Annotated in this window: 15 protein-coding genes and 1 tRNA gene; 7 read left to right on the top strand and 9 right to left on the bottom strand. The window is 69.5% G+C overall.

Annotation, left to right across the window (positions count from 1 at the left end):
* Window position 1: 1 nt before the first annotated feature.
* Both G6034_RS02715 and G6034_RS02710 read left to right on the top strand, forming a co-directional pair.
* The gene (locus tag G6034_RS02715) at window positions 2–1,240 is read left to right on the top strand and encodes a molybdopterin molybdotransferase MoeA (protein ID WP_176633552.1); all 1,239 of its coding nucleotides are present in this window, start codon (window positions 2–4) and stop codon (window positions 1,238–1,240) included.
* A complete protein-coding gene (locus G6034_RS02710) occupies window positions 1,231–2,151 on the top strand; it encodes an alpha/beta fold hydrolase (protein WP_176633551.1) in 921 nt (306 codons plus the stop codon). The genes G6034_RS02715 and G6034_RS02710 overlap by 10 nt, the downstream gene beginning before the upstream one ends.
* A gap of 356 nt (window positions 2,152–2,507) precedes the next feature.
* On the opposite strand, the gene G6034_RS02705 is transcribed toward G6034_RS02710, so the two are convergent.
* Window positions 2,508–2,939: an Lrp/AsnC family transcriptional regulator gene (locus tag G6034_RS02705; RefSeq protein ID WP_176633550.1), complete on the bottom strand. Its 432-nt coding sequence runs from the start codon at window positions 2,937–2,939 to the stop codon at window positions 2,508–2,510.
* 128 nt (window positions 2,940–3,067) lie between these two features.
* Between G6034_RS02705 and G6034_RS02700 the strand changes: the two genes are divergently transcribed.
* Window positions 3,068–4,096, top strand: a complete 1,029-nt coding sequence (locus G6034_RS02700) for an ornithine cyclodeaminase (protein WP_176633549.1) — start codon at window positions 3,068–3,070, stop codon at window positions 4,094–4,096.
* A 129-nt stretch (window positions 4,097–4,225) separates the two neighbouring features.
* Complete coding sequence (gene fdhD / locus G6034_RS02695; RefSeq protein WP_176633548.1) at window positions 4,226–5,062, top strand: formate dehydrogenase accessory sulfurtransferase FdhD; 837 nt, start codon at window positions 4,226–4,228, stop codon at window positions 5,060–5,062.
* A gap of 84 nt (window positions 5,063–5,146) precedes the next feature.
* Here the strand turns inward: fdhD and G6034_RS02690 are convergent, their stop codons facing one another.
* The 3 genes from G6034_RS02690 to G6034_RS02680 are packed head-to-tail and all read right to left on the bottom strand — an operon-like array spanning window position 5,147 to window position 7,487.
* Window positions 5,147–5,989: an amino acid ABC transporter ATP-binding protein gene (locus G6034_RS02690; RefSeq protein WP_176633547.1), complete on the bottom strand. Its 843-nt coding sequence runs from the start codon at window positions 5,987–5,989 to the stop codon at window positions 5,147–5,149.
* Window positions 5,976–6,635: an amino acid ABC transporter permease gene (locus G6034_RS02685; RefSeq protein ID WP_176633546.1), complete on the bottom strand. Its 660-nt coding sequence runs from the start codon at window positions 6,633–6,635 to the stop codon at window positions 5,976–5,978. Before G6034_RS02685 ends, G6034_RS02690 begins: the two co-directional genes overlap by 14 nt.
* Window positions 6,636–6,665: 30 nt before the next feature.
* Window positions 6,666–7,487, bottom strand: coding sequence for an amino acid ABC transporter substrate-binding protein (locus G6034_RS02680; RefSeq protein ID WP_176633545.1), 822 nt, complete (start codon window positions 7,485–7,487; stop codon window positions 6,666–6,668).
* Between the two features lie 368 nt (window positions 7,488–7,855).
* On the opposite strand from G6034_RS02680, the gene G6034_RS02675 reads away from it, so the two are divergent.
* Window positions 7,856–9,757 (top strand): ABC transporter ATP-binding protein, encoded by a 1,902-nt coding sequence (locus tag G6034_RS02675; protein ID WP_176633544.1) that lies wholly within the window; start codon window positions 7,856–7,858, stop codon window positions 9,755–9,757.
* A gap of 61 nt (window positions 9,758–9,818) precedes the next feature.
* Here the strand turns inward: G6034_RS02675 and G6034_RS02670 are convergent, their stop codons facing one another.
* From G6034_RS02670 to G6034_RS02650, 5 genes are all read right to left on the bottom strand, one after another.
* Window positions 9,819–10,238: an NUDIX domain-containing protein gene (locus G6034_RS02670; RefSeq protein ID WP_176633543.1), complete on the bottom strand. Its 420-nt coding sequence runs from the start codon at window positions 10,236–10,238 to the stop codon at window positions 9,819–9,821.
* Between the two features lie 139 nt (window positions 10,239–10,377).
* Window positions 10,378–10,713 carry a YnfA family protein gene (locus G6034_RS02665; RefSeq protein ID WP_176633542.1) on the bottom strand — a complete coding sequence of 112 codons (336 nt, stop codon included), beginning with the start codon at window positions 10,711–10,713 and terminating at the stop codon, window positions 10,378–10,380.
* Window positions 10,714–10,817: 104 nt separating this feature from the next.
* A complete protein-coding gene (gene rarD, locus G6034_RS02660; protein WP_176633541.1) occupies window positions 10,818–11,756 on the bottom strand; it encodes an EamA family transporter RarD in 939 nt (312 codons plus the stop codon).
* 77 nt (window positions 11,757–11,833) lie between these two features.
* Window positions 11,834–11,905: transfer RNA gene (locus tag G6034_RS02655), tRNA-Arg, on the bottom strand.
* 74 nt (window positions 11,906–11,979) lie between these two features.
* Window positions 11,980–12,618 carry a hypothetical protein gene (locus tag G6034_RS02650; protein WP_176633540.1) on the bottom strand — a complete coding sequence of 213 codons (639 nt, stop codon included), beginning with the start codon at window positions 12,616–12,618 and terminating at the stop codon, window positions 11,980–11,982.
* Window positions 12,619–12,691: 73 nt separating this feature from the next.
* Between G6034_RS02650 and G6034_RS02645 the strand changes: the two genes are divergently transcribed.
* On the top strand, window positions 12,692–13,579 hold the full coding sequence (locus tag G6034_RS02645; protein WP_176633539.1) for an inositol monophosphatase family protein: 888 nt from the start codon (window positions 12,692–12,694) through the stop codon (window positions 13,577–13,579).
* 65 nt (window positions 13,580–13,644) lie between these two features.
* Window positions 13,645–16,266, top strand: coding sequence for a DNA helicase PcrA (gene pcrA, locus G6034_RS02640; RefSeq protein ID WP_425485442.1), 2,622 nt, complete (start codon window positions 13,645–13,647; stop codon window positions 16,264–16,266).
* Window positions 16,267–16,307: the final 41 nt, after the last annotated feature.

The raw sequence follows: 16,307 nt of genomic DNA, 5'->3' as shown, positions 1-16,307 counted from the left end.
CGTGCCAGTCGATGCGCAAGGGCCCGCCGGCGAACCGGACGCCGCCGTCCCTGGGCAGCGCGTCCTGCCGCACACCTGGGAGGAAGCCCGGGCCACGGCCTTCACGGTGGCGGGGCCGCTGCCTGCCCTTGACCTTGCGCTGGCCCAGGCGGCCGGACGGAAGCTGGCGGCCGATGTCTTTGCCCTCCAACCCATGCCGCACTACGCCTCCTCCGCGATGGACGGCTGGGCCGTGGCGGGCAGCCCGCCGTGGATCCTGGCCGAACCCGGCCGCCGCCTTTCCCCCGGGCAGGCCGTGCCCATCGTCACCGGCGGCCTGCTCCCGCCCGGCGCCAAGGCCGTCCTGCGCAGTGAGGCCGGCCTGCTCTCCACGGACGACGACGGACTGCCCGTCCTGGTGCTTGGCGGCGCCGCCCGCCCCGGGGAACCGAAAAACGGCCAGCACATCCGGCCCGCCGGGCAGGAGGCGGCGCAGGGGGAGCTGCTGGCCAAGGCCGGGACGGTGCTGAACCCCGCCCACATCTCCCTTGCCGCGCTGGGCGGGCTGGACACGCTGTCCGTGCTGGGTCGCCCGGCGGTGCAGCTGGTGCTGACCGGCGATGAGGTGGTGCAGTCCGGCATTCCCGCGCCGGGCAGGGTCCGCGACGCGTTCACGCCCCAGCTGGGCGGCGTGGTCGAACTGCTGGGGGGCACCGTCGTCGGGCTGCGGCGCGCCGCCGACAACCTGGCGGCGACGCTCGAGGCGCTGGCGGATGCGGAAGGCAACCCGGCCGACGTCGTCGTCACCACAGGCGCCACGGGACGCTCCAGCGCCGACTTCCTGCGTCCCGCCATCGAACGGATGGGCGGCATCTTCCACATCGACGGGATCGCCATGCGCCCGGGCCACCCGAGCCTGCTCGCCGAATTCCCCGACGGCCGCTTCCTGGTGGGCCTGCCGGGCAACCCGCTGGCCGCCATGGTCGCGCTGCTGACCGTGGGCGCGCCCCTCCTGGCCAGGCTGGGCAGCAGCCCCATGCCGCCCACGTTCGAGGTGGCGTGCGGCTCGCCGATCAAGGAGTATCACGGCCCCACGAGGATCGTGCCGTACCGGCTGGTCTACGGGCTGGCGTCGCCCTGCGCCAACACCGACTCCGCCATGATGCGCGGCCTGGCGGCCGCCGACGGCCTCATGGTGGTGCCGCCGCACGGGGCCAAGATGGGCGAGGCCCTGACCGCACTGGGACTGCCGTGGAAATAAGCATTGCCTGCACGGACGGACGGGAGCTGGCAGGGCAGCTGTTCCCCGTCCCCGACGGCGCCCAACGGCGCGGAACGGTGGTCATTGCCAGCGCCACGGCCGTCAGGGCCGGCTACTACCGCCGGTACGCGGAGTATTTGGCGGAAAACGGCTTCACGGCGGTCACCTTTGACTACCGGGGGATCGGCGGATCCCGCGGTGGTTCGCTGCGCGGGCAGCGCGTGCGCTGGTACGAGTGGGGCTCGCTGGACATCGACGCCGTGCTGGCGTGGGCACTGGCGCAGGCGGACGGGCTGCCCGTGCACTTTGTGGGCCACAGCTTCGGCGGCTACGGCGTGGGGCTGGCCGCCCACGCCTCCGGTCTGGGCCGCATCCTGACCGTTGGTGCGCAGCACGCCTACTGGCGCGACCTCCGGCTCCGCCACCAGCTGGGGCACTGGGGCCGCGCCCTCCTGATGTTCCCGCTGGTGGGGATCTTCGGCTATTTCCCGGCGAAGCGGCTGGGCCTCATGGAGGACCTTCCGGCCGGCGTGGCCCTGGACTGGGCGCGCAGCCGCAAGGACTTTACGACGGCGGCGGCCGGTGCCGTGCGCAGCGCCCTCCGGGCGCACCAGGCCGCCGTCACGGCGCCCCTGCTGGCCCTCGCGCCCACCGACGACGCCTACGCAACCGTCGCCGCCATGGAGCGGGCCGTGGCCTACACGCCGCACAGCCCCGCGCGGATCTTCCAGCTTCATCCATCAGCGTATGGGCGTGCCTCGCTGGGCCATTTTGCCCTGTTCCACAGCCGGTACCGCGACTCGTTCTGGCCGCAGACCCTCGCGTGGCTGCGCGACGGCAGCTGGGAGTGGGGCGACAGCGCCGGCCACCCATCCGTTGAGCTTGGAGATGACGACATCCCGCGTCGTTGAGGTTGGCGATGACGACATCCCGCGTCGTTGAGGTTGGCGATGACGACCTCAACGGGTCGGGCGCCCCCGGGGGAGGGCAGCGGCACGGGAGGTGCCGGCGTCGTCCTGGTCCGCGTCCTGGTCCGCGGGGACCGTGGCGGCCAGCCCGCGCGCCCGCTTCGCGCGGGGCAGCACGGGTCCGCCAGGCGCTCGACGGCGGAAGCGGGTCGCCGGGAGGATCACGGACCCGCCCGATCATTGTGGACAGGGACATCCCGCAGCCCGAACGTCAGCGTGAACCGTGGGTGGACGGGCACCTCCACCGCCCCGACCTTGCCTGGCGGGACTGGATCCGGCCGCGGCCCCGCCGCCTGCTGCTAGCGCAGCACGGAGCTGAGCAGCAGGCTGCTTTCGCTGTTTACGATCCCCTCGATGGAACGGATCCGCCCCAGGACCTGGTCGAAGGCCGCCAGGTCCGCCATGGCAAGCTCGGCCACCAGGTCCCAGGCGCCGTTGGTGGTGTGCAGGGCCCGGATCTCCGGCAGGCCCTTGAGTGCCCTGATCACCTTGTCCGTGGCCCGTCCCTCAACCTCCAGCAGCGAGATGGCCCGGATCGAGAGCGGATCCGTCTCGTCGCGGACCCGGACGGAGAAGCCGACGATGGTGCCCGAGGCCACCAGACGGTCCAGCCTGCTGTTGACGGTGGCCCGGGAGACATCCAGGCGCCGGGCAAGGGCTGCCACCGGCTCCCGGCCATTCCCGCGGAGCGCGGACAGCAGCCGCCGGTCCAGATCATCCATCACACCCATGGACACATTGTACTAATGCATGGGTCACTTTGCGCAGTTACTATGCTGAATATTGGTTTTCTGCCCATTGAATGTGCAGTTCGACGAACCCTAGAGTGGGAGTGTCGATGGTGTGAGAAAGGGTCGCAATGACGCGCTTTGTGGATGTAGGCAACATGGTCAGGTGGGCTGCCGCCCTGGGGACGGAACACATCCTTGCCGAAATGGTGGGCTATGTTGAGGAAGACTTCCGCCGCTGGGAGGAGTTCGACAAGAAGCCGCGAGTTGCCAGCCACACGCCCTTTGGCGTCATTGAGCTGATGCCCGCCAGCGACCGCGAAACGTACGGCTTCAAGTATGTCAACGGGCACCCGTCCAACCCCGCCCGTGGCTTCCAGACGGTCACGGCCTTCGGCGTCCTGGCCGACGTCAGCAACGGTTACCCCACCTTCCTCTCGGAAATGACCCTGTTGACGGCGTTCCGGACCGCGGCGACGTCGGCCATGGTGGCCCGGAAGCTGGCCCGCCCCGATTCCACGCGCCTGGCGCTCATCGGTGCCGGCAGCCAGTCGGAGTTCCAGTCACTGGCGTTCCGCGGCGTGCTGGGCATCGACAAGGTTTCAGTGTGGGACACCGATCCCGCCGCTGTCGAAAAGTATGTGCGCAACATGGGCCCGCTCGGCTTTGACATCGCCGTCGCCTCTTCTGCCGCCGATGCCGTCAGCGGCGCGGACATCATCACCACCTGCACCGCGGACAAGTCGAATGCCGTCGTCCTCACCTCGGACATGGTGAAGCCCGGGGTGCACATCAACGCCATGGGCGGGGACTGCCCCGGCAAGACCGAGCTTGATCCGGCCATCCTGGGCCGCGGCGACGTCTTCGTCGAATTCGACCCCCAAACCCGCATCGAGGGTGAGATCCAGCAGATGCCCGCCGATTTCCCCGTCACCGAATTCTGGCGGGTACTCACCGGCCAGTCCGCCGGGCGCACCTCCGCCGGGCAGGTGACCATCTTTGATTCGGTCGGCTTTGCCATTGAGGACTTCTCGGCCCTGCGGTACGTGCGCGACGCCGTCGCCGGCACGGACTTCTTCGACGAGATCGACCTTGTGGCCAACCCCGACGATCCCAAGAACCTGTTCGGCCTCATCGGGGCCCTCGTCCCCAGCTCCTGACAGCCCAGCTCCTGACAGCCCAGCCTTTCACGGCACCGCCGCCCACGAACGCGGACGCCCCCGGGTGGCTGTGCCATCCCGGCGGAGGATCTACGCTTGAGGGGAGGGGCACAGTCAATTGGAGGACCCGTGGGACGCCTGATTCAGCGAGTGAAGGCAACAAGGATTGACGTGGCGGGGCACCGCCGCGTGGTGCGCGAGGAGGCCCTGGCGGCGGAGGAGCCGCTCGAGATCAGGCTGGGCCACGAGCCCTTTACCGTCACGATGCGCACGCCGGGTGACGATTTTGACCTGGTGGCCGGCTTTCTGGTGTCCGAGGGGATCGTCCACGATGCCGATGAGCTCATCTCCCTGCGGTTCTGTGCCGGCGAGGACGAGAACGGGCAGCAGACGTTCAACGTGGTGGAGGCGCAGCTGCGCCCCGACGTTGTCCTGCCGGACCTGGCCGCCCGGCGCAACGTGACCACCACGAGCGCGTGCGGGATCTGCGGCACGGCCTCGATCGACGCCGTGCGGAAGTCCTCGCACCACCCCATCGGCTCCCCGGTGGACCAGCCGCTGGTCAAGGCCGAGGTGCTGGCGTCGCTGCCGGAGGCGCTGCGGGAGCAGCAAAGGCTTTTTGAGAAGACAGGCGGCGTCCACGCGGCGGGCCTCTTCGCCCCCGACGGCGAGCTGCTGTCGCTGCGCGAAGACGTGGGCCGGCACAATGCCGTGGACAAGGTGGTGGGCGCGGCATTCCGGGAGCGCCGGCTTCCCCTGGCCAACTCCGTGCTGCAGGTCTCCGGCAGGGCGTCGTTTGAACTCGTCCAAAAGGCCGCGATGGCGGGGGTGCCGGTGCTCGCGGCGGTGAGCGCGCCGTCGTCCCTGGCCGTGGAGCTGGCCCGCGAGTCCGGACTGACCCTGGTCGGGTTCAGCCGCGGGAAGACCCTGAACGTGTACACGCACGACGGCCGGATCGCCGACTGACGCCCGCCGGCCACGTGGGGGCGCGGCGGGGAAAAGTGCCCCGGTTGCAGGCAGGCATCGGGGTGCAGGCGGGGAGGCGCGGGGCTAGATCTCGTGCAGCAGCCGGCGCACGAACGCCTGGGTCCGCTCCTCCCGCGGGGTGCGCAGGACCTGGCTGGCCGGGCCGCGCTCCACCACCACGCCGCCATCCATGAACACGACCTCATCCGCGGTCTGCCGGGCGAAGGCGAGCTCGTGCGTGACGATCACCATGGTCCAGCCCTCCTCGGCAAGCTCCTTGATGACCACGAGGACGTCGTCCACCAGCTCGGGGTCCAGGGCGGAGGTGGGCTCGTCGAAAAGCAGCAGCTGCGGCTTGAGCGCCAGGGCGCGCACAATGCCCACGCGCTGCTGCTGCCCGCCGGACAGCTCAAACGGGTGGGCGTCCTTCTTCTCCAGCAGGCCCACGCGCTCGAGCAGCGATTCGGCCTCCGCGACGGCCTCGGCCCGGGGCCGCCTTTGCACCCGGACGGGCCCCTCGATGATGTTCTGCAGCACGCTCATGTGCGGGAACAGGTTGTAGTGCTGGAACACCATGGCGCTGCGGTCGCGCAGCGCCGCAACCTCCCTGGGCGTGACTTTCGCGCCAAAGTCCAGCGTGAGTTCCGGCAGCTGGGGCACGGCGCCGGCCCCTCCTCCGGCGCCGTTCGCGCCGTTCCCGGCCGTTCCGCGGGCTCCCACGGTGACGGTCCCGGCGTCGGGCGTCTCCAGTCCGTTGAGCGAGCGCAGGATGGTGGTCTTGCCCGAGCCGGAGGGGCCGATCAGGGCCACCACCTTGCCGCGGGGGACGTCCAGGTCGATGCCGCGCAGCACCGTGTTGGACCCGAAGGACTTGTTCAGGCCGCGGACCCGCAGGACCGCGTTCCCCTGGCCGTCAGTGGGCGACATAGCGGTCCAGCCTCTTTTCCAGCTGTGATTGTGCCGTGGACAGGATCAGGCAGATCACCCAGTAGATGAGCGCCGCCTCAACGTAGAGCAGCATGAATTCCTGGCTGAACGCGGCCACCTGCTGCGCCACCCGGAACATCTCCGTGACCAGGATCAGGGACGCCAGGGACGTGTCCTTGACGAGCGAAATGAAGGTGTTGGACAGCGGCGGGACGGAGACGCGCGCGGCCTGCGGGAGGATGATGCGCAGCAGGGTCTGCCCGCGGGACATGCCGATCATGTGCCCGGCCTCCCACTGGCCCTGCGGCACGGAGAGGATTGCCGCGCGGATCACTTCCGCCGCGTAGCCGCCCACGTTCATGGAGAAGGCGATGATGGCGCTGGGCCAGGGATCGAGCTTGACGCCCAGTGCCGGGAGCCCGTAAAAGATCACGAACAGCTGCACCAGCAGTGGCGTGCCGCGGATGACCGAGACGTAGAACCGGCCCACCCCGTTGGCAACCTTGTTCCGGCTGATGCGGAGCATGGCGACGAGCAGGGCCAGGGCCAGGCCGATGGCAAAGGACGCCAGGGCCAGCGGGATGGTGCCCTGGAGGGCGCCCAGGGCCATGGGCCCAAGCGAACTCCAAAACAAGTTAAAGTCCATGGGTGAACTCTAGCGCCCGTGGACCGGCCCCTACTTGGACACGTCCTGGCCGAAGTACTTTTCGCTGAGCTTGGACAGCGTGCCGTCCGCGGCGAGCTCCTTCAGCGCCGTGTTGACGGCCGCGTCGAGGGCCTTGGCACCCTTGTGGAAGGCAAATGCGGAATCGGAGGAATCCTTGGTGGTGGCGGCAATCTTCAGGCCGGAGTTGGGGTTGGTGACCTGGTAGTCAAGGAACGTCAGCTTGTCGTTGACAATCGCGTCGACGCGCCCGTCCTTCAGCAGCGACACGGACTGGGCCCAGCCCTCCACCGGCTCCACGTTGGCGCCGCTGTCCTTCGCGAGCGTGTACCAGTTGCTGGTCAGGGACTGGGCAGTGGTCCTGCCCTTGAGGTCGTCAAAGGTCTTGATGGAGGAGTTGTCCGCATTCGTGACAATGACGCCCTGGGAGACGGTGTACGGGTCGGAGAGCTCGTACTTGGCCTGGCGTGTCGCATTCACCGTGACCTGGTTGGCGATCGCGTCAAAGCGCCTCGCCTCCAGCCCGGCAAAGATGGAGTCCCACTGGGTCTCCTCAAACTTTGCCTTGACGCCCAGCTTGGCAGCCACGGCCTTGGCCACCTCGACGTCGTAGCCGGTCAGTTCCCCGGCGCCGCCCTGGTGGTAGCTGAAGGGCTTGTAGGTGCCCTCCGTCGCAAACGTGATCTCGCCGGCGGACTTGATGCTGCTCAGCGAGGTGTCACCGCCGGCGGACGCGCCGGTGGAACCGCCGGTGCCGGAGGTGCCTCCGCACGCGGCAAGGGCAATCGAAGCCGCTGCGAGCATGCCGACAAGTCCAAAAGTACGACGATTCATGTTCCTGGGTTCCTTCAAGGTCAACGCGGAAAATGTCCGCAAGTCTGTCCCGCGGCAATGGACGGGGTGCGGGGCGCCCGTCCTTGGAGGTTACCACTGGGCCGGCGGATGGGAAGAGGGAATATGTCACCGCGTTACACCCGCGGGGCGGCCGTGATTTGACTCACGGGGTGCGGCTGCATTAGGCGCCGTGACGCCCCTGTCCGCCCCCCGGACGGCGGCCGCGCCCCTGGCCGCGGCAGCCCCGGCGTCGTCCGCGGGGAAAATCCCTGGCAACGACCCGGGGGAAAGCGGGAACCGGGAATTCCCTGGGGCCTGCCGGTGGCTTAAGCTGGTAGCTTGCCCAACCCTCTATTAAGGAATCCCGCATGAGTATGGAAGGCGCCGTCTGGAGCTCCCTGTGGAGCACCATGCGATCCGACAAAAGCAATGGCGGCATCTCCAAGGACACGCTGCGCCGCACGGTGGCGTTCGCCAAGCCGTACAGCCGCAAGCTGCTGGTGTTTGTGGTGCTGTCCGTGGTGTCGGCCGCGCTCGCCGTGGCCACCCCGGTGCTGGCCGGACGCGTGGTCAATGCGATCGTGGCCAAGGCCGCCGTGGACGTGGTGGTCAACCTGGCGCTGCTCATCGCCCTGGTGGCCGTGCTCGACGCCGGACTGTCGCTGGTGATCCGGTGGATCTCCGCGAACCTGGGCGAAGGCGTCATCCTGGACCTGCGCACCGCCGTGTTCGACCACGTGCAGCGCATGCCCATCGCGTTCTTCACCCGCACCCGCACCGGCGCCCTGGTCAGCCGGCTCAACAACGACGTCATCGGCGCCCAGCAGGCGTTTTCCGGCACGCTGTCCGGGATCGTGTCCAACTCCGTGCAGCTGGTCTTGACGTTGATCGTCATGCTGAACACCTCGTGGCTCGTGACGCTGCTGGCCCTGGTGCTGCTGCCCATCTTCCTGATGCCCGCCCGCCGCTTCGGCAGCCGCCTGGCCGGCATGCGGCGCGAGGCCGCCAACCTGAACGCGGACATGAGCACGCAGATGACCGAACGGTTTTCCGCCCCGGGCGCCACGCTGGTGAAGCTGTTCGGCCGGCCCGCCGACGAATCGCGCGAGTTCGCCTCCCGCGCCAGCCGGGTCCGCGACATCGGCGTGCGCACCGCCGTCATGCAGTTCGTCTTCTTCTCCGCCCTGATGCTGGTCTCCTCCCTGGCGCTGGCCCTGGTGTACGGGCTGGGCGGCGCGCTGGCCATCGGCGGCACGCTTAACGCCGGCGACGTGGTGGTGCTGGCGCTGCTGCTGACCCGCCTCTACGCTCCGCTCACGGCGCTCGCCAACGCGCGCGTGGACATCATGAGCGCCCTGGTCAGCTTTGACCGGGTGTTTGAGATCCTGGACCTGAAGCCGCTCATCGCGGAAAAGCCATTAACGGTGCCCGTCCCGCCCGGGCCGCTGGGCGTGGTGTTCGACGACGTCCGGTTTGCCTACCCGTCCGCGGACAAGGTCTCGCTCGCCTCCCTGGAGGACGTGGCCGTGCTGGACACCCGCGGCGGCGAGGAGGTGCTGCACGGGATCTCCTTCCGAGCCGAACCCGGCCAGACCATTGCCCTGGTCGGCTCTTCCGGCGCCGGCAAGTCCACCATCGCCCAACTGCTCTCGCGCCTGTACGACGTCGATTCCGGGGCCGTGCGCATTGGCGGCACCGACGTGCGGGACCTGTCCTTCGACGGGCTCCGCGCCGCCGTTGGCATGGTCACCCAGGACGGGCACCTGTTCCACGAATCCATCCGCTCCAACCTGCGCCTGGCCAAACCGGACGCCACGGATGCCGAAATTTGGGACGTGCTGCGCCGGGCCCGGCTGGCCGCCTTTGCGGAGGCGCTGCCCGACGGGCTGGACACCGTGGTGGGGGAGCGCGGCTACCGGCTCTCCGGCGGCGAACGCCAGCGCCTGACCATCGCCCGGCTCCTGCTGGTCCAGCCCGCCGTCGTCATTCTTGACGAGGCGACGGCGGCCCTGGACTCCACGAACGAGGCCGCCGTCCAGGCCGCCCTGGGGGAGGCGCTTGAGGGGCGCACAGCCATCGTCATCGCGCACCGGCTCTCCACCATCCGCTCGGCCGACGCCATCCTGGTGGTCGAGGCCGGGCAGATCGTCGAACGGGGCACGCACGACGAGCTCATCGCCAGGGGCGGGCGCTACGCCGAGCTCCACGACACCCAGTTTGCCCAGGCCGTGGCGGCCGTGGCGGACGCCGCGACTCCCGGGGACAGCTGACCGCCTCCCAACCATGGCGCACTTGTTGCCACTTTCAGGCGGGTTTTCAGCAACGAGTGCGTCACAGTTGGAGCCAGGGGGCAATCCGGGGAAGGACGTACTCGGTCAGGAGCGGGGCAAGGTCGTCAAAATCGGCGGCGCGGGCGGTATCCAGCCAGCGCAGCTCGGCGATCTCGGCCGCCGCTTCGATGCCTGCGGCGGCCCACGTTCCCGGCGCCGTGAAGACGGTGGCCACGATGTCGGTGTCGGATTCGTTGGCGGCCGTGCCGGTCCAGGTTCCCATGGGTTCAAGGTCTGCCGGGGCAACGGTGATGCCGGTTTCCTCCGCCAGCTCGCGGGAGGCGGCCTCCGCGGGGCTCTCGCCGGGCTCGGGCTTGCCGCCGGGGTGCATGAACTTGCTGGTGCCGGACTTGCGCACGGTCAGCATGCGCCCGTCGGGGTCATAGACGCAGACGGCCGATACCCGCAAAACGTTCTTCACGCCTTCGATCCTAGCGAACCCGCCTTCGGCGCCCGCCGAACCCGCCTCACCTGCACCGCCGATTGGGGACACTGGCCCAGAACCGCCTTATCTGAACTGCGGATTTTGGTGGTGCGGATAATGCGGGGATTGCGCCGGGTCAGGCCGGGCGCGGGGCGAACATGATGATGGACACCCCCAACAGGCAGACCACGGCGCCGATGACGTCCCAGCGGTCGGGCATGAACTTGTCGAAAATCATGCCCCACGCCAGGGAACCGGCAATGAAGACGCCGCCGTAGGCCGCCAGGACCCGGCCAAAATTTGCGTCGGCCTGCAACGCGGCGATGAAGCCGTAGGCGCCCAGGGCAGCGATGCCGAGCCCGGCCCACCACCAGGGCCGGCTCTCGCGCACCGCCTGCCACACCAGCCAGGCCCCGCCAATTTCGGCGGCCGCGGCCAGGACGAACAGGACGATGGTCTTGGCGATGGTCATGTTCCATTGTCCCAGCACGCAGTCCCAGCACGCACGACGGCGGCGGACCCGGCGGGCGGGCGCCGCGCCAACGGGCACTCAAGGGCAGATGCGCCGGAACACCGTCAAGTGACAGGTCGCGGCGAGGACCGGCGTCCGTCGACGGCCAGCAACACCAGCGCCAGCAGGATGGGCCCGTAAGTCAGCAGCGCGGCCCAGCCCAGGTGTTCGCCCAGCAGCAGCGACACCCCTACCAGCAGCACCGGCTCGACATAGCTGAGCAGCCCAAACAGGGACAGCGGCAGCCACTTGCTGGCCAGCAGGTAAAACAGCATGGCCGCCCCGCCGAGAACGCCGATGGCGCCCACACCCGCATAGCCGGAACTCCACAAGCCGGCACCCCAGGGGACCGGGGCGGAAGCGGCACCCGGCACGCCGGGGCCCAAGATGCCATGCGGGCCGGCCAGGATGAAGTAGATGCCCAGGGGCAGCATGGCCAACAGTTCGGCGGAGAACGCGGCGAGCGTGTCGGTGCCCAGCTTGCGGCGCAGCACAAAATACACGGGATAGGCCAGGCACACCGCCAGGGTGGGCCAGGCGAGGCCGCCTTCGGAAAACGCCTGGTGCGCCACCCCGAGCGCCGCGGCCGCCACGGCAAGCCGGCGCAGCACGCTGAGCCGTTCGCCGAAAAACAGCCGCCCGGCCACCACCATGGTCAGTGGGAGCAGGAAGTAGCCAAAAGAGACGGACAGGGCCATCCCATTCAGCGGCGCCCACATGAACAGCCACAGCTGCACGCCCACCACGGCAGTGGCAAGCGCGCCGGGGAGCAGCATCGAAGGCCTGCGACGGACCAGCGACGCCAACGCGGCAATTTCGGCGCGGCCGCGCGCCATCAAAGGCAGGATCACCGCCAGGGTGGCCAGGGTCAACACCACCCGCCACCCGAAGATCTCCCCGGAGCCCCAGCCCGTCAGGGAACCGGCCACGAGGAAAATGACGGCGAACAGGGCCGATGCGGCCAGGGAGGCCGCTGCCCCGCGTGCAGTGTTGCTGGTGCCCATGGAACGGTCCCTGCCCCAGAAGAATGCCGGAATACGGTGGGCCGGTGCCCGCGCGCAGCACGTGGTGCGCAGATGAGTGCCCCCGCCGGGGATCGAACCCGGATTTGCCCTTTAGGAGAGGGCTGTCTTATCCATTGGACTACAGAGGCGCGTCAACCAGCCTAGCGGAACCGGTTATCAAGCAAAAACCGTGCACGCGGGGGAGGCAGCGGGACCCCGGACATCAGGCGGCCGCAGGGGCGTCCGGCACGGGTGTGGACTTCTTCCGCCCCGCGAACAGCGCAACTCCCAGCCCCGCCAGGGAAACCACCAGCAGCGACCACGACGCCACCACCAGCACCGAGGCCAGGGTGACCTGTCCGGCGTCGAGCGCCTTGGCGCCCAGCATGGTGTCGATGGCCACGTTGGCCCACAGCTGGGCGCCGGCGAAGAGCACCGGGAACACCCACAGCAGGCGCCTCAACCACTTCTTTGCCACGTTGACGGCTATGAGCGTCATGGCGGACAGCCCAAACACCAGCGGGAACAGGGTGCCGGCCGTCTTGTGCACAAACTGCAGCTGGCCCATCGCATCCGAATTCATGGCGTGGCGCAGGGCTTCAACGTGGGCGCTCTGGAAGCCGAACACCATGGAGTCGGGCATGGCCAGGCCGCCGGAGAGGTCCGTCATCTGGTTGAGCGTGAGCAGGTGGAAGTACCAGAACAGGAACAGGCTGGCCACGGAGCCGGCGATCAGGATCAGGTTGGCGTTGCCCTGGGCCTTTGCGGGCGTGCGCCGCGTGCTGGCATTGACCGTTGCCGCACTCGGGGGCGTGGCGGCCGCGCCGTATTTCCTGGCGCGCTGGGCGGGAGTTTTAGCCATGCATCCATTATTGCCCAGTTCGGCCGGGCCCTTTTCCGTGACCGGTGCGGCGCCGCCGGGCTAGGGTGGCCCCATGGCCGAAAACCTGGACCCCCGCCTGACCGACGCCGCACTCGCCGAGGCGCTGGTGCGCAACGCCGGCCGGCTCGCCCTCGACATGCGCAACCGCGGTCTGGACGCGCTGCGGGGCACGGCCACGGAGAAAACCAATGTGGCCGACGTCGTCACGGCCGCGGACGTGTCGGCCGAAAGCTACGTGGTTGAGCAGCTGCTGCGCTGCCGCCCGCACGACTCCATTGTGGGCGAGGAGGGGGCCGCGCACGCCGGCACCTCCGGCCGCACATGGGTGGTCGACCCCGTGGACGGCACCTGGAACTTCTTCAGCGGCTCCAGCTACTGGTGCTCGGCGCTCGCCCTCACGGACGGGGGGCACGACGCCGGGACCCCCTGGGGCGTGGACCCCGCCTCGGAGCAGGGCGCCAGTGGGCACGGCGCGGGCGGGCTCGCGGACGCGGACGTGCTGCTCGGCGCCATCTACCAGCCCCAGGAGGACAAGCTGTGGCTGGGCGGATCGCTGCAGCCGGCCACCCTGAACGCGGGGCGCGTTGCGGCGGACGCCCGCCAGGACGTGGGGGTGCTCGCCGGCGTGACCTACATCCACCCCGGCTGGCTGGACGAACCCCGCGCGGCCGTCCCGTGGCAGCGTGCCGCCCGGCTCCCGGCCACGCTGCGCATGCTCGGATCGGGCTCCTGCGACCTGGGCCGCGTGGCCCAGGGTGAGCTGGGCGTCTGGTTCCAGCACAGCTGCCCGGCCTGGGACTGGCTCCCCGGCAAGGGGATCGTCCGTGCGGCGGGCGGGGACACGGGCGTGGTGCGGGTCAACGGCCTGGACTGGTTTGTGGCCGGGCCGCGGGGCGCCGTCCGCGACATCACGGAGGCGCTCGCCGCCGGCACGCTGTAGCAGGCCCGGTTGTGCACAGGGTGCCGCAGGCCCTGTCGGTGGGGGCAACTAGACTGGATGGCACCATGGACATGTTGTTTGACCCGTATGCCAAAAAGCCCAAGTCCGCCGCCGAGCGCGCCGCCGGGCTCCTGCCGAGCTTTCCCGCGCCCTCCTTCGCAGGAGCGCCCGCGGGCGCTCCTGCGAAGGAGCCGTCCGACGCCGACGACCCCGGCGCCGACGCGCCCGAACCGGGCCTGGCGGACCCCGCGGCGTTGGGTGCGGAGCCGGGTGGGGCCGTGCCGGGTGCGGCCGGCGGGGCCGCGCACCCCGGTGCGGGGAGCCGCTGGCCCGACGCGGCCGGTCTGTTGCAGGGGATGAACCCGCAGCAGGAGGCCGCGGTGGTCCATGCCGGCTCGCCGCTGCTCATCGTGGCCGGCGCCGGCTCGGGCAAGACCCGCGTCCTGAGCCACCGCATCGCCTACCTCCTGGCCACGGGCCGGGCGCACCCCGGCCAGATCCTGGCCATCACCTTCACGAACAAGGCCGCGGCCGAGATGCGCGAGCGCATCCACGCGCTCATCGGCGACGCCGCGAAGACCATGTGGATCTCCACCTTCCACTCCTCCTGCGTGCGCATCCTGCGCCGCGAGGCCAAGACGATCGGGCTCAATACCAACTTCTCCATTTATGACTCCGCCGACTCCCTGCGCCTGATCACGCTGGTGTCCAAGGGCCTGGACCTGGATCCGAAGAAGTTTGCGCCCAAGGCCATCATGCACAAGATCTCGGCGCTGAAGAACGAGCTCATCGACGCCGACGAAAACTCCATGAACACCGACTTCAAGGACCCCTTCGCAGCCGCCGTGGCCGAGGTTTACAAGGGCTACACCCAGCGCCTGCGCCAGGCCAACGCCATGGACTTTGACGACCTCATCGCCGAAACCGTCTACATGTTCCGGGCGTTCCCCGGGGTGGCCGACTCCTACCGGCGCCGCTTCCGCCACGTCCTGGTGGACGAGTACCAGGACACCAACCACGCACAGTACGCACTGGTGCGCGAAATCGTCGGGGAGGACGTCTCGGCGGCCCCGAGCGCCGGCATGGAGGCGGCGGAGCTGACAGTGGTGGGCGACTCCGACCAGTCCATCTACGCCTTCCGCGGCGCGGACATCCGCAACATCGTCGAGTTTGAGAAGGACTACCCGAGCGCCGCCACCATCAAGCTGGAGCAAAACTACCGCTCCACCCAGAACATCCTCAGCGCCGCCAACGCCGTCATTTCCCGCAACCCCAACCGGCGCGAAAAACGGCTGTGGACGGCCGAGGGCGACGGCGAGAAGATCATCGGCTACGTGGCGGAGTCCGAGCACGAGGAAGCGCGCTTCATCGCGGAGGAGATCGACCGGCTGCAGGACGAGACCGACATCCGCCCCGGCGACGTCGCCATCTTCTACCGCACCAACGCCCAGTCGCGCGCCATCGAGGACATCCTGGTCCGTACCGGCCTGCCCTACCGGGTGGTGGGCGGCACCCGCTTCTACGAGCGCAAGGAAATCAAGGACGCCCTCGCCTACCTGCGCGCCCTGGTCAACCCGGACGACGACGTCAACCTGCGCCGGATCCTCAACGAACCCAAGCGCGGGATTGGGGACCGCGCCGAAGGCGCCCTGGCGTCCCTCGCCGAGCGCGAACGGATCTCCTTTTCCGCCGCCCTGGCCCGCGCGGACGAGGCCCCCGGCCTGGCCACCCGCTCGCTGAACGCGGTCACCACCTTCGCCAAGATGATGGGGGACCTCGCCGAGGTGGCCGCCGGCTCCGGCCCGGCCACGGCGCTGGAGGCCGTGCTGGAACAGTCCGGCTACCTGGAGGCGCTGCGCGGTTCCACGGACCCCCAGGACGAGTCGCGCGTGGAAAACCTGGCGGAACTGCTCGCCGTCGTGCGCGAATTTGAGAAGGACAACCCCGACGGGACGCTGGGCGGGTTCCTGGAACAGGTGTCGCTGGTGGCCGACGCCGACCAGATTCCCGACGCGCCCGGCGGTTCGGAGGCGGAAGCCGCGGCGGCGGTGGCCGAGGCCAAGCGGCTGGGCGTCGTCACGCTGATGACGCTGCACACCGCCAAGGGGCTCGAATTCCCCGTGGTGTTCCTGACCGGCATGGAGCATGGGATCTTTCCGCACTCACGCTCCGCCACCGATCCCAAGGAGCTGGCCGAGGAACGGCGCCTGGCCTACGTGGGGCTGACCCGCGCCCGCAAGCGCCTGTACCTGACCCGCTCCGAGGTCCGCAGCCTGTGGGGGCAGAGCCAGTACAACCCCGCCAGCCAGTTCATCGAGGAAGTGCCGGCGGAGCTGATCGAGTGGAAGCGCGAGGGCATGGCGCGCCTGGCCCCTCCGTCCGGGGGAGCCTTTGGCAGCAGCCGGTACTCCGGCTCCTTCTGGGGCGCGGGCTCCGCGGTGGGCGGGCGCGACGCCGGCCAGCTGCCGCCCAGCATCTCCGCCCGGGCCGCGGCCGGCCGGGTGCAGCCGCAAAAGGAGGTCGTCGCGGTGGTGGTGGGGGACAAGGTCAACCACACGGCCTTTGGCGACGGCACCGTCTCGGCCGTGCAGGGCGCCGGCGACAAAATGGTGGCCACCGTCCAGTTCAGCATTGGCGAGAAGCGGCTGCTGCTGCGCTACGCGCCGCTGACCAAGGTGGAAGCCTGAGCCCGGCCGGCCGCCGTGCCGGGGACACGGCGCGGGACTTT

The organism is Arthrobacter wenxiniae (genome assembly GCF_013376105.1).
In the GTDB taxonomy this organism is placed as follows: Bacteria; Actinomycetota; Actinomycetes; order Actinomycetales; family Micrococcaceae; genus Specibacter; species Specibacter wenxiniae.
The sequence above is the reverse complement of the archived record's forward strand: the minus strand, read 5'-3'. Positions and strand labels throughout refer to the sequence as shown.

Excerpts from the sequence above, each read along its gene's own strand:
- G6034_RS02705 (WP_176633550.1), bottom strand. The coding sequence starts at position 2,939 with ATGGGTGTGATGGATGATCTGGACCGGCGGCTGCTGTCCGCGCTCCGC.
- G6034_RS02700 (WP_176633549.1), top strand. The coding sequence starts at position 3,068 with ATGACGCGCTTTGTGGATGTAGGCAACATGGTCAGGTGGGCTGCCGCC.
- G6034_RS02690 (WP_176633547.1), bottom strand. The coding sequence starts at position 5,989 with ATGTCGCCCACTGACGGCCAGGGGAACGCGGTCCTGCGGGTCCGCGGC.
- G6034_RS02685 (WP_176633546.1), bottom strand. The coding sequence starts at position 6,635 with ATGGACTTTAACTTGTTTTGGAGTTCGCTTGGGCCCATGGCCCTGGGC.
- G6034_RS02680 (WP_176633545.1), bottom strand. The coding sequence starts at position 7,487 with ATGAATCGTCGTACTTTTGGACTTGTCGGCATGCTCGCAGCGGCTTCG.
- G6034_RS02675 (WP_176633544.1), top strand. The coding sequence starts at position 7,856 with ATGAGTATGGAAGGCGCCGTCTGGAGCTCCCTGTGGAGCACCATGCGA.
- G6034_RS02665 (WP_176633542.1), bottom strand. The coding sequence starts at position 10,713 with ATGACCATCGCCAAGACCATCGTCCTGTTCGTCCTGGCCGCGGCCGCC.
- rarD (WP_176633541.1), bottom strand. The coding sequence starts at position 11,756 with ATGGGCACCAGCAACACTGCACGCGGGGCAGCGGCCTCCCTGGCCGCA.
- G6034_RS02650 (WP_176633540.1), bottom strand. The coding sequence starts at position 12,618 with ATGGCTAAAACTCCCGCCCAGCGCGCCAGGAAATACGGCGCGGCCGCC.
- G6034_RS02645 (WP_176633539.1), top strand. The coding sequence starts at position 12,692 with ATGGCCGAAAACCTGGACCCCCGCCTGACCGACGCCGCACTCGCCGAG.
- pcrA (WP_425485442.1), top strand. The coding sequence starts at position 13,645 with ATGGACATGTTGTTTGACCCGTATGCCAAAAAGCCCAAGTCCGCCGCC.